Genomic DNA, 17,299 nt, shown 5'->3' with positions numbered 1-17,299 from the left:
AAATGGTTCGTATCGGCCTTGTTGCCCATGACGACAAGAAAGACGATCTCTGCCGCTGGGCCGAGCATCACCGCGACAAGCTCGCCTTGCACGAGCTGTGGGGTACCGGCACCACCGGCAGCCGGGTCATGGCGGCCACGGGCCTCGAGGTTACCCTGCTCAAGAGTGGCCCGCTGGGCGGCGACCAGCAATTGGGCGCCATGATCTGCGAGGGACGGTTGGATGTGCTGATCTTTTTCATCGATCCGCTCTCCGCCCAGCCTCATGACGTGGATGTGAAGGCGCTGACGCGGCTGGCAACACTCTACGATGTCCCGCTTGCCAACAATAAATCGACTGCGGACGCGGTTCTGGCGGCTGTCTAACCGGCCGGTTACTGTTGACCGCTCCGTGCTCTTATGAGCAGATGCCACAAAATTGCCCGGATTAAACCGGGCGGCATGGCACTCAGGAATCCGGGACGGTTTTAGTGACCTCCGACTTGGTTATTGACGTTCGCAACGTCACAAAACGCTTTGGCGGCCTGGTGGCCGTCAACAACTGCTCGCTGTCGGTCCGGCGCGGCTCCGTCACCGGCCTCATCGGGCCCAATGGTGCGGGCAAGTCGAGCCTGTTCAATATCGTCGCCGGCAATATCGTGCCCGACGAGGGGCAGGTGATCTTCGACGGCACCGATGTGACCGGCATGAAGCCGCATCAGCTGTTCGGCATCGGCATGCTGCGCACGTTCCAGATCGCGCATGAATTCAGCCAGATGACGGCGCTGGAAAACCTGATGATGGTTCCAGGCGACCAGCCGGGTGAGCATCTCGTCGATACCTGGTTCCGGCCGCGCCTGGTGCGCAGCCGCGAGACCGAGGTGCGCAAGAAGGCGCTCGACGTCATCGATTTCCTCAAGCTCGGCCATGTGCGCAACGAGCTGGCCGGCAATCTCTCGGGTGGCCAGAAGAAGCTGCTCGAACTCGGTCGCACAATGATGGTGGATGCCAAGGTGGTGCTGCTCGACGAGGTAGCGGCGGGCGTCAACAAGACGCTGCTCAACGATCTGGCCGCCAATATCGAGCGCATGAACCGCGAGCTGGGCTACACCTTCTTCGTCATCGAGCACGATATGGACCTGATCGGGCGCCTGTGCGACCCGGTCATCGTCATGGCGCAGGGCGAAAAGATCGCCGAGGGCCCGATGGCCGAAATCCGGGCCAATCCGGCCATCGTCGAAGCCTATTTCGGCACGCCGGTGGAGGCTGCTTGATGCCCCTGATCGAATTGAAACACGTCGTGGGCGGCTATGGCGGCGCGCCCATTCTCAATGGCGTCAACATGGCCATCGACAAGAGCGATATCGGCGTCATCGTCGGGCCCAATGGTGCCGGCAAGTCGACCACGCTCAAGGCTATTTTCGGCCTGCTCAAGGTCACTGGCGGCACCATCGAATTTGGGGGCGAGAACATCGCCAATTCCCTGCCCGACAAGCTGGTGCCCAAGGGGCTTAGCTTCGTGCCGCAGGAGAAGAATGTCTTCACCTCGATGAGCGTCGAGGAAAACCTCGAAATGGGGGCTTTCACCCGCACCGACGATTTCTCCGAGACCATGCAGTGGGTCTATGAAATGTTCCCAGTGCTGGCGGAAAAGCGCCGCCAGCCGGCTGGTGAACTCTCGGGCGGCCAGCGGCAGATGGTGGCTATGGGCCGCGCGCTGATGAGCCGGCCGAGCCTGCTCATGCTCGATGAACCCTCTGCCGGCCTCAGCCCGCGCTATGTCATCGAAATCTTCGAGACCATTGTGCGCGTCAACCAGGAAGGTGTCGGCATTCTCATGGTCGAGCAGAATGCCCGCCAGGCGCTGGCCTTTGCGTCCAAGGGATTTGTGCTGGCCCAGGGCCAGAACCGTTTCACCGGCACCGGGCCGGAACTGATTGCCGACCCCGAGGTCGCCAAGTCTTTCCTGGGGGGCTGAGCCATGACCGAGCTGATTTTCTTCATCAACCAGGTGGTGATCTCCGGTCTGGTCCTGGGCTGCATCTATGCGCTGGGGGCGGTCGGCATCACGCTGATCTTCGGCATTCTGCGCTTTGCGCACTTTGCCCATTCCGAGCTGATGACCTCGGGCGCTTTCTTTGCCTTTCTGTTGGCCGGCGCCTTTGCTGCCTGGGGCATTGTCACGCCGATCCCGACCGGCTTTGTCGTCCTGCCCATCGCCATGGTGCTGTCGGCGATCCTGGCGCTGGGGATCGACAAGGGCTTTTATGCGCCGCTGCGCAAGCGAGGTGCCAAGCCGGTGACGCTGCTGATCGCCTCGATCGGCGTGACGCTGATGATCCAGGGCCTTATCCGCCTGTTCTTCGGCGCCGGCTCCTACTCCTTTTTCGAGAACGAGCCCAAGGATGTGTTCCGCATCGACCTCAACATGCTCGGCTCGACCCGGCCGCTAGTGATCACCGAGCCGCAGGTGCTGATGATCGTGCTGACGCTGATCGCGGTTTTGGCGCTGCACTTCTTCCTCACCCGCACGCGGCTGGGCAAGGCGATGCGCGCCATGGCCGACAATGCCGATCTGGCGCAGGTGTCGGGCATTAACACGGCGCTGGTGGTGCGGGTCACCTGGATCATTGCCGGAGCGCTGGGGTGCCTTGCCGGCACGCTGTTGGCGCTCGATGTGACGCTGAAGCCGGACCTGGCCTTCAACATCATCATCCCGATCTTCGCCGCTGCCATCGTCGGCGGGCTGGGCCAGTCCTATGGCGCCATTGCCGGCGGGCTGCTCATCGGCTTTGCCGAGACGCTGGCCGTCTTCAACTGGACCATGGTGCTGCGCCCGCTCAACGCCATCCTGCCCGACTGGATGCAATTGCCGCCGACCCTGGCGCTGGTGCCGACGGAATATAAGCTCACCGTGGCTTTCGTCATCCTGGTCATCACCCTTCTGGTCCGACCGACGGGTATCTTCAAGGGAGCCTCGTCATGATCGCTCGTTCCCTCTCGCTGTTTGGCGGCCTGTTCGTGCTCATCCTGGTGATCGGCTGGGTCATGGGCGCGCCCTTTACCTCCTCGCGCCTGGTGGAAGCGGCCGCCTATGCGCTCATCGCCCTCGGCCTCAATATCCAGTGGGGTTATGGCGGCCTGTTCAATTTCGGCATTATGGGCTTCCTGATGGTGGGCGGCGCTGCCGTCACCTTCATATCCTATCCGGTCAATGCAGTGTTCTGGGGCTCGGAAGGTCCGGCCATGCTGGGGCGGGCGCTGCTGGCCTTCTTTGTGGGCGCGTTGATCGTGCTCGCCGCGCGGCAGAGCCATCGCGTCGGTATCACCGGCAAATGGAAGATGGCGCTCACCGTACTCGCCTGGTTCCTGGCCTATGTGCTCTATCGCAGCCAGCTCGATCCGGCCGCGGCCTATATCGAAAGCGCCGCCGGTGGCGGCTGGGTCGGCGGGCTGGGTGCCCATCCACTCTTGGGCTGGGTGTTCGGTGGGGTTCTGGCTGCCGGCATCGCCTATGTCATCGGCAAGATCTGCCTTGGCCTGCGCACCGATTATCTGGCCATTGCCACGATCGGTATTTCCGAGATCCTGCGCGCGCTGATCAAAAACATGGACTGGCTGACCCGCGGTACGCTCACCGTCTCGCCCATTCCATGGCCGACGCCCCTGCCACAAGCCTACCAGGCGCAGGGCCTGGACACCGCCACGGCGCTGATCGCGGCTCGCGCCGGCTATCTGGCCTTGGCTGTATTGGTGCTGGCGATTGTCGTCTGGCTGATCTCGCGCGCCTATGCCGGGCCCTGGGGCCGGATGATGCGCGCCATCCGCGACAACCACATTGCCGCCTCCTCGATGGGCAAGAATGTTACGGCCCGCCAGCTCGAGATTTTCGTCTTCGGCTCGGTGCTGATGGGCATTGGCGGCGCCATGCTGGTCAGCTTCGTGCAGATTTTCGATCCCTCCAGCTACCAGCCGATCAACCACACATTCCTGATCTGGGTGATGGTGATCGTGGGCGGCGCTGGTAATAATTGGGGTGCGATCTTCGGGGCGGTGCTGATCTGGCTGATCTGGGTCATTTCCGAACCGCTGTCCAAGGCGATCTTCGACTTTGTCAGCACCTGGTCCAGCCATGCCGGCTGGGGGGCCATTCCCGATATCGAGGCCCGTTCGGCGCAAATGCGGGTTTTCGTGCTGGGCCTGGTCATTACCATCGCCCTGCGCTTCGCGCCGAAGGGATTGATCCCGGAAGTGGTCAAGCGCGATAATTAAAGTCCAATTTTGGACATTTGACTTGCAACCATGTCTGATTTGGGCCATTTACATGTCAAGGAGACAGTGAATGGCCCAAGGGTTCAGTGACATGTATCAGGCTGGTTTTTCGGTTGCCGATGCCCTGCCCGCTCCGGCAGGGCGCTTCGAGCCTGCAACGCGCCGGCGGCTGAGCGGACCGGCGCTGCGCAGCTTTGCCGCTATCGCTGAGCTTTGGGGGCTGAGCGAAGAGCAGCGCCGGCTGGTGCTTGGCTATCCCTCGCGCTCGACCTATCACAACTGGATGAAACAGGCGCGCATCGCCGCCGAGGTGACGCTCGACGTCGATACCTTGACCCGCCTCTCGGCCGTGTTCGGCATTCATCAGGCGCTTGGCGTGCTGTTCGCGACGCCAGAGGCGGGGGTGGAGTGGCTGAGAGGCCCGCATCAAGCGCCGGTATTCGGCGGTCAGGCACCTATCGCCCTCGTCACCAATGGCACGCTCGATGGCTTGATGCTGGTGCGGCGGTTTCTTGATGCGGCGCGGGGTGGGCTCTATATGGCGCCCAATGCCATCGACGCCGTCTTCGCGCCCAGCAGCGACCAGGACATTGTCTGGCGGTGACGCCCCGTTCTCCGGCGCCGGTGCCGAGCCACCGGCTGATCCCGTCGCAATTTCCGCCCATTGCGCTGTTCGAAACCGTCACCCGTCCCGACGATCTCGAGGCGGTGATGGAGCTGGCCGGCTGGACCAATGACCGGCTGGTGGCCGAGCGCCTGGCCCGCTTGCCGAAGGCCGATTGGGTGCATGGCCGGCCCAATGCCTCCATCGTGCTGGCGGCTTTTCTGCACGCTCCGCCTTCGGGGGGCCGCTTTTCCGGGCCGGATCTGGGCGCCTGGTATGCGGCGGCGCGGCTGGAAACTGCGATTGCAGAGGTGGCGCATCATCTGCGGCGCGAGGCTTTTGCCCGCGGCAAGGCCGAGGCCCGCCGCACCTATCGCGCCTATCGCGCCAGGCTTGAGGGCGACTATGTCGATCTGCGCGATGGCAGCCGCCCCGAACTCATGGGAAATGCCGACTATGGTCCCAGCCAGGCTTATGGCGAGGGGCTGCGGGCCATTGGCGAAGACGGCATTCTCTATCCCAGCCTGCGCCACCGCAATGGCAGCTGCATCTGTGCTTATCGGCCGCGCCGGGTTTTGAACGTCACGCAGGCCGAGCATCTCGATATCACCGTGCGCACCGATGGGCCGCAGATTTTCGTCACGCCCCTAAGCGCCTGAACAGAAAAGGCCCGGGATCACTCCCGAGCCTTCCGCAGTCATTGTCCATAGAGAGACCCGTCACGGGTCCTCCACGAAAGCCAGATCAGTCGATCAGGCCCTTCTCGACGAAGGCACCGCCTTCAACAGCCAGCTCAACGATGATGCCGTCGACGTCGCCAGCGGCGTCGAAATCAAGCGAACCACCGGCGCCTTCATAGTTGATGTCGGTGCCGGCCTTGATCAGCTCGACGGCCTTCTTCCATTCACCGGGGCGGATGATTTCGCCGGGAGCGGACGAGACGTCGCGCAGCGCGGCCGACAGGCCATCGCGGCTGGCCGAGCCGTTCTTCTCGATGGCCAGAGCCATCAGGAAGGCAGCGTCATAGGCCTGGGGAGCATAGGTGGCGTCGGCCTTGAAGGCATCGCTGGCAAAGCCGTTGTAGATGTCGACCGACTCGCCGCTCGGCGCACCGGCGCGGGTCGCGATCAGACCTTCGACGGCAGCAGCGTCGATGCCGTTGAGCAGGTCGTTGCCGACCATGCCGTCACCGCCGACATAGGTGGTGAAATTGCCCGATTCTACGGCCTGGCGCAGGATGGTGTTACCGGAGGCATTGGCATAGGCCAGGATCACCAGGTTCTGCGAGGCCACCAGATTGCCCAGCTCGGCGCGGTAGTCGGCCTTGCCTTCTTCATGGGCGAGGTTGGCTGCCACGGTGCCGCCACCGGCGGTGAAGGCAGCGCTGACGGCGTCGGCGAAGCCCTTGCCGTAGTCGTTGTTCACATAGGTGATGGCGATATCGTTGATGCCCTTGGAGAGCAGAAGGTTGGCCAGCTTGACACCCTGCAGGGCGTCCGAAGGGGTGGTGCGGTAGACGAGGTCGTTGTCGTCCAGCGTGGTCAGGGCCGGAGCCGAAGAGGCCGGCGAGATGAACACGACATTGCCCGACAGGCCCGAACCGTTAAAGGCGCCGATGGTCTCGCCGGTGCACAGGGCGCCGACAATGCCGGTGACGTTGTCGGTGTTGATCAGGCGGTCAGCGGCGGCGGCGGCAGCGGTCGCGTCGCAGGCGCCGTCGGCGGAAAGCAGCTTGAGCTCGCCGCCCAGGATGCCGCCTTGTTCGTTGACCTGCTTCACGACCAGTTCCGCACCGGCGAAAATCGGCGGGGTCAGCGATTCGATGGGGCCGGTGAAGCCACCGATGAAACCGATCGTGGCGCCGCTGTCCTGGGCCAGGGCCGGAGCCGCAATGGCCAGGGTGGAAGCTGCGACCGCCAGGGTCAGGGTTTTCTTGATTTGCAACATAGACGTCCCTCTGATGGGTTGCGCGCCCGATGGCCTTGCCAGCCTCATTCTTACGGCGCCGCAACGGCTAAAGGGGGCACGACGAGCGCCCCGCTGGGCCAGACTGTTGCATATTCTGCGATCAAAAGTCACCGGGATTTGCGCGTCAATCCGGCAAGCCGTCGCGGTTGCTTAACGGGTGCCCTTTCGGCATAGACTGGGCCCGGATTTGGTGGGGATTATGCATGATGGTTCGCCGGCTCGCAGCGCCCTTGATCGCGATCGCCATGGCGGCGGCGCCTTTCGGCACGGCCCATGCTCAGTTCACGGTGCTCGATCAGGCCCAGGACGGCGGGACCCCGCAGTCTCAATTGACGCCGCCCTCCGACAGCTCAGGTGTTGAGCCGGCGCTCCCTGCCGCAGCGGACCCGGCACCGGTCGCTGGCGCGGCGCCTGCCGGCCCCTGCGGCAGCCAGCCTTTCAGCATCGCCCGGATGAGCTGGCCGTCGGCGGCGCTGCTGGCTGAAATCCACGCCCGCATCCTCACCCAGGCCTATCAGTGCCAGGTGCGCATTGTCTCCGGCGATCTGGGGGCCACGGCCTCGTCCATGGGCTCGACCGGGCAACCGGCCATGGCTCCGGAAATGTGGGTGACCCGCATTGCCGATGTGTGGAATGGCGCCACCGAAGCCCAATTGGTGCGCAGTGCGGCCCCGAGCTATGTCGAGACCAGCTTCGAGGGTTGGTACATGCCCGCCTATGCGGCTGCAGGCCTGCCCGCGGCGCCGGCCGCAGCGCGATTGACGATGGACCTGCCGGTGCTGCAGCCAGAGGGCAAGGTGCGCTTCATCTCCTGCCCGATGGATTGGGCCTGCTCGGTGATCAATCGCAATCTGCTGGCGGCCCATGGGCTGGATGCCCTGGTCGAGATCGTCGAGCCGGCCAACCGTTTCGAGATGGACCGGCTGATCGCCGAAGCGGTCAGTCGGCGCGAGCCGTTTCTGTTCTATTACTGGCAACCCAATGCCGTGCTGGCGCAGGTTGATGTGGTGGCGCTCGACATGGGGGCCTATGACCCCGATGCCGCCAAGTGCCTTGCCGATCGCGACTGCGCCGATCCCAAGATTTCGGCCTTCCCCACCGAAATGGTGGTGATCGCGGTGGCCGAGCGGGTGTTCGCCGATATTCCGGTGGTGGCCGGCTATTTCCAGCGCGCCAGCCTGCCGCTGGCGGAGATGGATGCCATGCTAGCCCAGCTCAATGAAGCCGGCGCCACACCCGAAAGCGTTGCCGATCGGTTCATCGCCGAAAAGACGTCGATCTGGCAGGGCTGGGTGGGTAACAGCGCACCCTGAAAGCGCAGGGCCAAAAAGGTTCCGCGAATTTTTCGAAATTCTTTTGATTTGGTTTTTAGTTGTGCAGCAGCATGTCGAGTGCGGCACTCGAGTTGCTGGGCGTTGCGTTCAGTTTAATTCGGCGTTCGAATAGTCTGTCATGCAAGAAAAGAACGGCATGATTGTCTGTTGTTGATCAAATATTGCCAAATTTGACACACAATTCTGCCATGTTTATGGTCCGCTGCATTCCATAACAGCAGGAGTTAGCCTGATGATTTTCAAATCCGGTGGCATTGCCGCCGCGATGGCTGTTGCCTTTTTCGCGGCAACCAGCCTTCCCGCCACTGCCCAGGATGATGCCGCCCAGTGCGGTACCGATCGCACCATCGACATTGCCGAGATGACCTGGCCCTCCGCTGCTGCTCTGGCGCATATTCATGCGACGATCCTGGACAAGGGATTTGGCTGCAGCGTCGAGATCGTCACTGGCGATACCGTGCCGACCTCGTCCTCCATGCTCACCCGCGGCACGCCTGCCGTTGCGCCAGAACTCTGGACCAGTGCTATCGAAGACGCCTGGGCCAAGGGCATCGAAGAGGGTACAGTGGTGCAGTTGGCCGACGCCATCACCGATGGTACGGTCGAGGGCTGGTTCATTCCCGATTATACGCAGGCTGAGTATCCCGAATTGACCACCGCCGAGGCGGTGATCGCGCGTCCCGATATTTTCCCCGACCCCGAGGACAGCAGCAAGGGCCGTCTCTATTCCTGCCCGCCGGGCTGGGCCTGTGAACTCTCCACGTCCGCGCTCTACGAGGCCTATGACATGGCCGATAGCTGGAACCTGTTCTCGCCGGGTTCGGGCGGTGCGCTCGACGCATCGATTGCGCGCGCTTTCACCCGTGAAGAGCCCATCCTGTTCTACTATTGGGGGCCGACCGCAATTCTCGGAAAATATCCGGCGGTGCAGCTCGATCAGGGTGAAACCAAGCCTGACGTTTATGCCTGCAACACCGATCCCGATTGCACGGATCCGGCCGGCGTGACCGCCTATCCGTCCAGCCCCGCCGTGGTGGGTGCTGCCGCCTGGGTGCGGGACGAGGCGCCCCATGTCGCGGACTACTTCTCCAAGGTTGGCCTGACCAATGCCGAAATCAGCGAACTGCTGGTCTATGGCGACGAGAACCAGGCCGACGCTGCCGCGACGGCGGAAAACTTCCTGCGCACCAAGCAGGATGTGTGGACCAGCTGGGTCCCCGATGCCGTGGCCGAAAAGGTTCTGGCAGAGCTGGGCTGAGCCCATTGCAGTGATGAGCGGTGCGGCCGGGTCTCGACCTGGCCGCTCTGCGTTCCACCTGCCCAACGCAGCCCATGCCCTCCATGGGCGATGACGCCGACATTATCGGCTCATCGGCTGCAGCAATGAGAACAAACATGTTTCCTGAATTGATTGATACGCGCCCCCTGCGCCGGGCCATCGACGATGGCCTCAACTGGGTCGTGCGCAACTGGGGCGGCGAACTGGAAGCGGCCGCCTATCCGCTGCTCATGCTGCTCAACGGCATCGAGCGCCTGCTTGTCGCCACCCCCTTCTGGCTGATCATGGCCATACTGGTCGGTATTGCCTGGCTGGCTACCCGCAGCTGGAAATTGCCGGCGCTGGTGCTGGTCTCGCTGCTGTTCCTCGGCATCATGGGTCTTTGGCGCGATGCCATGGCCACCATGGCCCTGATGATCTCAGCCACGCTTACCGTCATCGTCGCCTCCATACCCATCGGCGTGTGGATGAGCCGTTCATTGCGTGTCCGACAGATCATCACGCCCATTCTCGACCTGATGCAGACCCTGCCCAGCTTCGTCTATCTGATCCCGACGGTGATGATTTTCGGCCCCGGCAAGATCCCGGCGCTGTTGGCGACCATCGTCTATGCGGCTCCGCCGCTGGTCCGGCTCACCGATCTGGGCCTGCGCTCGGTCGATCCGGCGGTGATGGAGGCCAGCCGCTCCTTCGGCACCACGCCGAGCCAGCGCCTGTTCGGCGTGCAGATTCCGCTGGCACTGCCCACTATCCTGGCCGGGGTCAACCAGACCACGATGATGGCGCTGGCCATGGTGGTGATCGCTTCGATGATCGGCGCCGGCGGCCTTGGCTATCAGGTGCTGCAGGGCATTGGCCGGCTCGAGGTCAGTCGCGGCCTGTTTGCCGGTCTGGGCATCGTGGTTCTCGCCATCATCTTCGACCGCATCACCCAATCCTTCGGCAAACAGCTACAGGCCAAGATCGGCCTGGCGGAGGCGCGTTGACATGAACGCCATTGATACGACCACCGACCTCGCCATTTCCATGCGTGGCGTCACCAAGATTTTCGGTGACAATCCGCAAGCGGCGCTGGAGCTGTTGCGCAGCGGCAAGTCCAAGTCCGAGGTGCAGGCCGAAACCAACCATGTGGTGGGGCTCGACAATGTCTCGCTCGATATCGCCCGCGGCCAGATTTTCGTGGTCATGGGCTTGTCGGGGTCCGGCAAGTCGACGCTGATCCGCCACGTCAACCGGCTTATCGATCCCACGGCGGGCGAAATCTTCGTCGAGGGCAGCGATGTGCTCAAGATGAGCCTGCCCGAGTTGCGGACTTACCGCCGCAACACCGTGGCGATGGTGTTCCAGAAATTCGGCCTCTTGCCGCATCGTTCCGTGATCGACAACGTGGCCTATGGCCTCGAGGTCAAGGGCGTCGCCAAGGCCGAACGGCTGGAGCGCGCGGCCAAATGGATCGAGACCGTGGGGCTCTCCGGCTATGAGAACAGCCGGCCGCGGCAATTGTCGGGTGGCCAGCAGCAGCGCGTGGGCCTGGCCCGTGCCCTGGCGCTCGACACCGACATCATTCTCATGGACGAGGCCTTCTCCGCCCTCGACCCGCTGATCCGCTCGGGCATGCAGGATCAGTTGATGGAGCTGCAGAAATCGCTGGGCAAGACTATTCTGTTCATCACTCATGATTTCGACGAGGCGCTCAAGATCGCCGACCGGATCGCGGTGCTCAAGGATGGTGCGGTGCAGCAAGAGGGCAAGCCCGAGGATATCGTGCTCAAGCCTGCCAATGACCATATCGAGGAGTTCGTGCGCGAGGTGAACAAGGCCCGCGCCATCCATGTGCGCTCGATCATGGAGCGGGGCGAATTCGAGCCCTGCGAATTCACCGTGCCCGAAACGGCGCGCTGCGAAGACGTATTGCCCTATTTCGCCGAGCACCAGTGGGTCGGAGTGGTGGACGAGACCGGACACCAGATTGGCCGCGTTACTGCCAAGCGGGTGATCAAGGCCCTGGCGCGCTATACGCCGGGCGCCAATGAGGGCTGATTGAAATGGGGTGCGGCGCTGTCATGCACGCGTCACGGCCAGGCGGTAGTGTCGTGCCCCAATTTTCTCCTGAAACGCATATTTATCTTTCTATATCAGTAATTTAGCATTCCTTCAGACTTGTTCGTCAATGCTGGCGCATCTGTTCCTGCCGGTAGCGTCATGAAGGTTCGTCCCGCTTTTGATCGCGTCAACGCCACCTATGCCCGCCTGCGAGTGATCGTGGGCGCCATGGCCATTGCCGTTATGGTGCTGGGGATCAGCAATATCGTCCGACCCGATCTCGATGGTGTGGCCTGGGGCATTGTGGGCCTTTCGGGACTGATCCTGGTGATGATGGCGATCACGCAGCGTCTGATGCGCCAGCGGCTGGGGGAGACCGCGCTCGCCATGGCCGATGCGCTGGCCCGCGCCAATCGCGATGCGCTGACCGGTGCCTTTACCCGCTCCTACTTCCTCGATCAGCTGTCGGGTCATGCCCAGGCCGGCGCGCTGGGCGCCATGGGTTATCTCCAGGTCGACATGGATAATCTCAAGGTCCTCAACGACAGCGTCGGCCATGGGGCGGGCGATGCGGCCCTGGTGGCGCTGGTGCGCGAGATCCGCGCGCTGATGCCCGATGCCATCATCGGGCGGCTGGGCGGCGACGAGTTTGGCGTCCTGGTGCCCGGCCATGACAACAAACCGGCTTTGTGCCGCGTCGGGCAGCGCCTGCTGCGCCAGCTCGACGAGCCGCGAAGCATTGGCGGCAGGATGACCCGGCTTTCGGCGACGATAGGCGTGGCGCTTGCACCGCTCGATACCGACGATCCCAACGAGCTGATCGCCATTGCCGACCTGGCCCTCTACAAGGGCAAGCAGGCGGGGCGGGGCAGCGTCGTGCCCTTCGATCCCGACATGCTGGGCGAGGAGCGGCATCGGCGCTTCGTCGAGCGCGAGCTGCGCGCCGCCTTGCTGATGGACGAGCTCGAACTGCACTACCAGCCGGTGGTCGGCGCCCGTGACGGCCAGGTGGTGTCGCATGAAGCATTGCTGCGCTGGCGCCATCAGGTGCGCGGCATGATCGCCCCCAATAGCTTCATACCGGTCGCCGAACAGAGCAATCTGATCGATCGGTTGGGTGAGTGGGTCTTGCGCCAGGCCTGTCTCGATCAACCCCGTCTGGGCACGCCGGTGGGCGTCAATGTGTCCCCCGTGCAATTGCGGCGGCAGGACTTCGTCGCCCGCTTCACCTCCATTCTCGAGGACACCGCCACCAATCCGGCCATGATCATCGTCGAGGTCACGGAGAACGCGCCGCTGGCAAAGGGCAGTGTCGAAATGGACAATCTTGCCCGGCTGCGGGCGATCGGCGTGCGGGTTGCCATCGATGATTTCGGGGCAGGGCATGCGAGCCTGCATTATCTGCGCGACTTCGTCTTCGACATCATCAAGATCGACCGCACCTATGTGGCCGACTATGCCGTCAATCCCGTCAATGCCATGGTGGTGGCCGCGGTCTGCGACATTGCCCGCAGCCTGCGCCTCGATGTGATTGCCGAGGGCGTCGAGACCGAGGAACAGCGCCGGCAACTGGCTTCGGCCGGCTGCACCGGTCTTCAAGGCTATCTGCTTGGCCGTCCCGAACCGCTGGTCCGTCGCCACACGGCTGAGGCCGCCTGAGGTCGTAGAACGACAGTCTCATGACAGCTTTGCATTCCGGCTGTTGCGTCATGGCCAAGCGCTTGGCTATAACGGGCGCGGGAAGCCAATGGGCGGCAGGGAGTGCAGGCTTTGGATTTGAAGCGGATCAACGATCACGTCAGTGTTTCCGGGCAGATCGAGCCCGATGATCTGGCAACGCTCAAAGCCCTGGGATTTGTCGCCGTCATCAATAATCGGCCGGACGGGGAATCGCCCGAACAACCGGCAGGGACAGACATCGAGGCCGCCGCCAAGGCTGCCGGGCTTGCCTATCACGCCATTCCGCTGGGACGCGAAGGGGTCAATCCAGACCTCGTCGCCAGGACCAAGGCCGCGCTTGAGGGGAGCGATGGTCCGGTTCTGTGTTTCTGCCGGTCCGGCACCCGCTCGACAACGCTCTGGGCCTTGAGCCAGGCGGGCGAGCAATCGGCCGAGGACATCATCGCCCAGGCCGCTGAAGCCGGCTACGAAATGAGCCATCTGGCCGGGTATCTCGGCCGGAACTGACGATCTGGGAATTCGGCGTTCAGGCGGACGTCGGTCCGTTTCGTCGAGCCTTGCTGAGCCTGGCCTGATTTCAGGCCATTCGCCCCTCCTGCTCGGAATGTAAATTTATGCCCATCAAGAAGATCCTCGTCGCCAACCGCAGCGAAATCGCCATTCGCGTGTTCCGCGCCGCCAACGAGCTCGGTCTCAAGACCGTTGCGGCCTATGCCGAGGAAGACAAGCTGGCGCTGCATCGCTTCAAGGCCGACGAGGCCTATCTCATCGGCAAGGGCAAGGGCCCGGTCGAAGCCTATCTGCAGATCGACGAATATATCCGCATCGCCCGCATTTCCGGCGCCGATGCGATCCATCCCGGCTATGGCCTGCTCTCGGAAAGCCCCGAATTCGTCGATGCCTGCGAGGATGCCGGCATTATCTTCATCGGCCCGCGTGCCCAGACCATGCGCGATCTCGGCAATAAGGTCGCCGCCCGCAACATGGCACTGGCCTCCAATGTGCCGGTGGTTCCCGCGACCGAAGCGCTGCCCGACGATCCGGAAACCATCAAGAAGCTGGCCGCAGAGATCGGTTATCCACTGATGCTCAAAGCCTCCTGGGGTGGCGGCGGTCGCGGCATGCGCCGCATCATGGACGAAAAGACGCTGCTGTCCGAGGTTTCCGAAGGCAAGCGCGAGGCCAAGGCTGCTTTCGGCAAGGACGAGATGTATCTCGAAAAGCTGATCGAGCGGGCCCGCCATGTCGAAGTGCAGCTGATCGGCGACGATCACGGCAATCTCGTGCATCTATTCGAGCGTGACTGCTCGGTGCAGCGGCGCAACCAGAAGGTGGTCGAGCGCGCGCCGGCGCCCTATCTCGATGACAAGGTGCGCAAGGACCTCACCGACGCTGCCGTGCGCCTGGGCAAGGCCGCCAACTATCGCGGCGCCGGCACCGTCGAATTCCTCATGGATGCCGACACCGACAAGTTCTACTTCATCGAAGTGAACCCGCGCATCCAGGTCGAGCACACCGTCACCGAAGAGGTGACCGGCATCGACATCGTCAAGGCGCAGATCCATCTGCTCGACGGCGCCGTAATTGGTACCCCCGAATCCGGCGTCCCGCTGCAGGAAAACATCCGCCTCAACGGCAATGCCATCCAGTGCCGCGTCACCACCGAAGACCCCGAGCAGAACTTCATTCCCGACTATGGCCGCATCACCGCATATCGTGGTGCCACCGGCTTCGGCGTGCGTCTCGATGGCGGCACCGCCTATTCGGGTGCGGTGATCACCCGCTATTATGATCCGCTCTTGGAAAAGGTCACCTGCTGGGCCCCTACCGCCGACGAGGCGATTGCCCGCATGCATCGCGCCCTGCGTGAATTCCGTATTCGTGGCGTGGCGACCAATCTCGCCTTCCTCGAAAACATCATCACCCATCCCGACTTCCTCGAGAATCGCTATACGACGCGCTTCATCGACACGACGCCGGACCTGTTCAACTTCAAGCCGCGCAAGGACCGGGCGACCAAGCTGCTGTCCTATATTGCCGACGTGACCGTGAACGGTCATCCCGAAGTGCGCGACCGTCCGCGTCCGCCTGCCGATGCTGCCGCCCCCATCGTGCCGGAATTCGAGCCGTTGACGATTATCGACGGCAGCCGCCAGGTGTTGGACCGCGATGGTCCGACGGGCCTCGCCAACTGGATGAAGGCACAGAGCCGCGTCCTCTTCACCGACACCACTATGCGCGACGCGCATCAGTCGCTCTTGGCGACGCGCATGCGTTCTTTCGACATTACCCGCATCGCTCAGGCCTATAGCAGAGGCCTGCCCAACCTGTTCTCGCTCGAATGCTGGGGCGGGGCGACCTTCGACGTCTCCATGCGCTTCCTCAATGAGGATCCGTGGGAGCGTCTTGCCAAGGTGCGCGAAGGCGCGCCCAACATCCTGACGCAGATGCTGCTGCGCGGCTCCAATGGCGTGGGCTACACCAATTACCCTGACAATGTGGTGCAGTTCTTCGTCAAGCAGGCGGCCAAGGGCGGCGTCGATATCTTCCGCATCTTCGACTGCCTCAACTGGGTCGAAAACATGCGTGTCTCCATCGACGCGGTCGCCGCCGAAGGCAAGGTGGCCGAAGGCGCCATCTGCTATACCGGCGATCTCTTCGATCCCGATCGCAGCAAATACGACCTCAAATACTATGTCGGCCTGGCCAAGGAACTGGAAGCCGCTGGTGTCCATGTCCTGGGCATCAAGGACATGGCCGGGCTCTTGAAGCCTGCTGCCGCCAAGAAGCTGGTCGAGGTGCTCAAGCAGGAAGTCGGCCTGCCCATCCACCTGCACACCCACGACACCTCTGGCGCCTCCGCTGCCACGGTGCTGGCGGCGGTGGCGGCCGGGGTCGATGCCGTCGACGCGGCCATGGATGCGCTCTCCTCCACAACCAGCCAGCCGACCCTTGGCTCGCTGGTCGCGGCGCTTGAGGGCGATGCCCATGATCCCGAGCTCGACGCCAAGGCGATCCGGCAGATCTCGTTCTACTGGGAAGCCGTGCGCAACCAGTATGCGGCCTTCGAGAGCAATCTCAAGGGCGGCGCTTCGGAAGTCTATCTGCACGAAATGCCGGGCGGCCAGTTCACCAATCTCAAGGAACAGGCGCGCTCGCTGGGTCTAGAAACCCGCTGGCACGAAGTCGCCCAGACCTATGCCGACGTCAACCAGATGTTCGGCGATATCGTCAAGGTGACGCCCTCTTCCAAGGTGGTCGGCGACATGGCCCTGGCCATGGTTTCGGCCGGGATCACCCGCAGCGATGTCGAAAATCCGGACAAGGACATTGCCTTCCCCGACTCGGTCGTCGGTTTCTTTGCCGGTGACCTGGGCCAGCCTCCGGGCGGCTTCCCGGAAAAACTGCAGAAGAAGGTCTTGAAGGGTAAGACCGCGCTCACCGAGCGTCCCGGTTCCTATCTCAAGCCCATTGATCTCGAAGCGGAACGCAAGAAGATCGCCGAGGAAGTCGGCCAGCCGGTCGACGATTTCCGCCTCGCTTCCTACCTCATGTATCCAAAGGTCTATTCGGATTTCGAAAAGACCCAGGATCGCTACGGCCCGACCGAAGTGCTGCCGACGCCGGTCTATTTCTACGGCCTCGAAGAAGGCGACGAGCTGCTGGTCGATATCGAAAAGGGCAAGACGCTGGTCGTGACCTATCAGGGTCGTGCCGAGACCAATGAGAAGGGCGAAGTTCGCGTCTTCTTCGACCTCAATGGCCAGCCGCGCACCATTACCGTGCCGGATCGTTTGAAGGCCGGCGAGGTCAAGGTGCGTGCCAAGGCCGCTGCGGGCGACCCCAAGCAGGTGGGTGCGCCCATGCCTGGCGTCATCTCCACCCTCGCCGTCAAGGAAGGCCAGAAGGTCTCTGCCGGCGACGTGCTCTGCTCGATCGAAGCCATGAAGATGGAAACCGCCATCCATGCCGAAGTCGATGGCACCGTGGCGGAACTGCTGATCAAGCCCGGCGACCAGATCGACGCCAAAGATCTGCTGGTGCGGTTGGATTGATTTCCAACCCCGTGGCCGTACAAGCCAGCGCCTAAAAGCAAAGGCCCGGAGCGATCCGGGCCTTTTCCTTATCGGTGTCAGAAGCG

At 62.9% G+C, this 17,299-nt stretch carries 15 protein-coding genes; 14 read left to right on the top strand and 1 reads right to left on the bottom strand.

Annotation, left to right across the window (positions count from 1 at the left end; genetic code table 11):
- The first annotated feature begins 2 nt into the window (after positions 1-2).
- From BGO80_RS08450 to BGO80_RS08420, 7 genes are all read left to right on the top strand, one after another.
- Positions 3-365: a methylglyoxal synthase gene (locus BGO80_RS08450; protein WP_286720811.1), complete on the top strand. Its 363-nt coding sequence runs from the start codon at positions 3-5 to the stop codon at positions 363-365.
- Positions 366-469: 104 nt separating this feature from the next.
- Complete coding sequence (locus BGO80_RS08445; protein ID WP_286720809.1) at positions 470-1,252, top strand: ABC transporter ATP-binding protein; 783 nt, start codon at positions 470-472, stop codon at positions 1,250-1,252.
- Entirely contained in the window at positions 1,252-1,956 is a 705-nt protein-coding gene (locus tag BGO80_RS08440; protein ID WP_286720807.1) for an ABC transporter ATP-binding protein, read from the top strand. The genes BGO80_RS08445 and BGO80_RS08440 overlap by 1 nt, the downstream gene beginning before the upstream one ends.
- Positions 1,957-1,959: 3 nt before the next feature.
- Positions 1,960-2,964, top strand: a complete 1,005-nt coding sequence (locus BGO80_RS08435) for a branched-chain amino acid ABC transporter permease (protein WP_126150505.1) — start codon at positions 1,960-1,962, stop codon at positions 2,962-2,964.
- The gene (locus BGO80_RS08430; RefSeq protein ID WP_286720804.1) at positions 2,961-4,250 is read left to right on the top strand and encodes a branched-chain amino acid ABC transporter permease; all 1,290 of its coding nucleotides are present in this window, start codon (positions 2,961-2,963) and stop codon (positions 4,248-4,250) included. The genes BGO80_RS08435 and BGO80_RS08430 overlap by 4 nt, the downstream gene beginning before the upstream one ends.
- A 91-nt stretch (positions 4,251-4,341) precedes the next feature.
- Complete coding sequence (locus BGO80_RS08425) at positions 4,342-4,854, top strand: MbcA/ParS/Xre antitoxin family protein (protein ID WP_286722992.1); 513 nt, start codon at positions 4,342-4,344, stop codon at positions 4,852-4,854.
- Complete coding sequence (locus BGO80_RS08420) at positions 4,851-5,513, top strand: RES family NAD+ phosphorylase (protein WP_286720802.1); 663 nt, start codon at positions 4,851-4,853, stop codon at positions 5,511-5,513. Before BGO80_RS08425 ends, BGO80_RS08420 begins: the two co-directional genes overlap by 4 nt.
- Before the next feature lie 85 nt (positions 5,514-5,598).
- On the opposite strand, the gene BGO80_RS08415 is transcribed toward BGO80_RS08420, so the two are convergent.
- Positions 5,599-6,801, bottom strand: a complete 1,203-nt coding sequence (locus BGO80_RS08415; protein WP_286720801.1) for an ABC transporter substrate-binding protein — start codon at positions 6,799-6,801, stop codon at positions 5,599-5,601.
- A gap of 224 nt (positions 6,802-7,025) precedes the next feature.
- Between BGO80_RS08415 and BGO80_RS08410 the strand changes: the two genes are divergently transcribed.
- The 7 genes from BGO80_RS08410 (at position 7,026) to pyc (ending at position 17,213) form a co-directional block, all read left to right on the top strand.
- A complete protein-coding gene (locus BGO80_RS08410) occupies positions 7,026-8,135 on the top strand; it encodes a glycine betaine ABC transporter substrate-binding protein (RefSeq protein ID WP_286720799.1) in 1,110 nt (369 codons plus the stop codon).
- 253 nt (positions 8,136-8,388) lie between these two features.
- Positions 8,389-9,414 (top strand): glycine betaine ABC transporter substrate-binding protein, encoded by a 1,026-nt coding sequence (locus BGO80_RS08405; RefSeq protein WP_286720797.1) that lies wholly within the window; start codon positions 8,389-8,391, stop codon positions 9,412-9,414.
- Between the two features lie 137 nt (positions 9,415-9,551).
- A complete protein-coding gene (locus tag BGO80_RS08400; RefSeq protein ID WP_286720796.1) occupies positions 9,552-10,421 on the top strand; it encodes an ABC transporter permease in 870 nt (289 codons plus the stop codon).
- Position 10,422: 1 nt separating this feature from the next.
- The gene (locus BGO80_RS08395) at positions 10,423-11,475 is read left to right on the top strand and encodes a quaternary amine ABC transporter ATP-binding protein (protein ID WP_286720795.1); all 1,053 of its coding nucleotides are present in this window, start codon (positions 10,423-10,425) and stop codon (positions 11,473-11,475) included.
- Positions 11,476-11,637: 162 nt separating this feature from the next.
- Positions 11,638-13,137: a putative bifunctional diguanylate cyclase/phosphodiesterase gene (locus BGO80_RS08390; protein ID WP_286720793.1), complete on the top strand. Its 1,500-nt coding sequence runs from the start codon at positions 11,638-11,640 to the stop codon at positions 13,135-13,137.
- 111 nt (positions 13,138-13,248) lie between these two features.
- A complete protein-coding gene (locus BGO80_RS08385) occupies positions 13,249-13,665 on the top strand; it encodes a protein tyrosine phosphatase family protein (protein ID WP_126150513.1) in 417 nt (138 codons plus the stop codon).
- Between the two features lie 107 nt (positions 13,666-13,772).
- Entirely contained in the window at positions 13,773-17,213 is a 3,441-nt protein-coding gene (gene pyc, locus BGO80_RS08380) for a pyruvate carboxylase (RefSeq protein WP_286720790.1), read from the top strand.
- The last annotated feature ends 86 nt before the right edge of the window (positions 17,214-17,299 follow it).

Origin of the sequence: Devosia sp. 63-57 (assembly GCF_001899045.1) — a bacterium.
Classification (GTDB): domain Bacteria; phylum Pseudomonadota; class Alphaproteobacteria; order Rhizobiales; family Devosiaceae; genus Devosia; species Devosia equisanguinis.
Note: the sequence above shows the minus strand (reverse complement) of the source record. Positions and strands in the feature narration are given on the sequence as shown.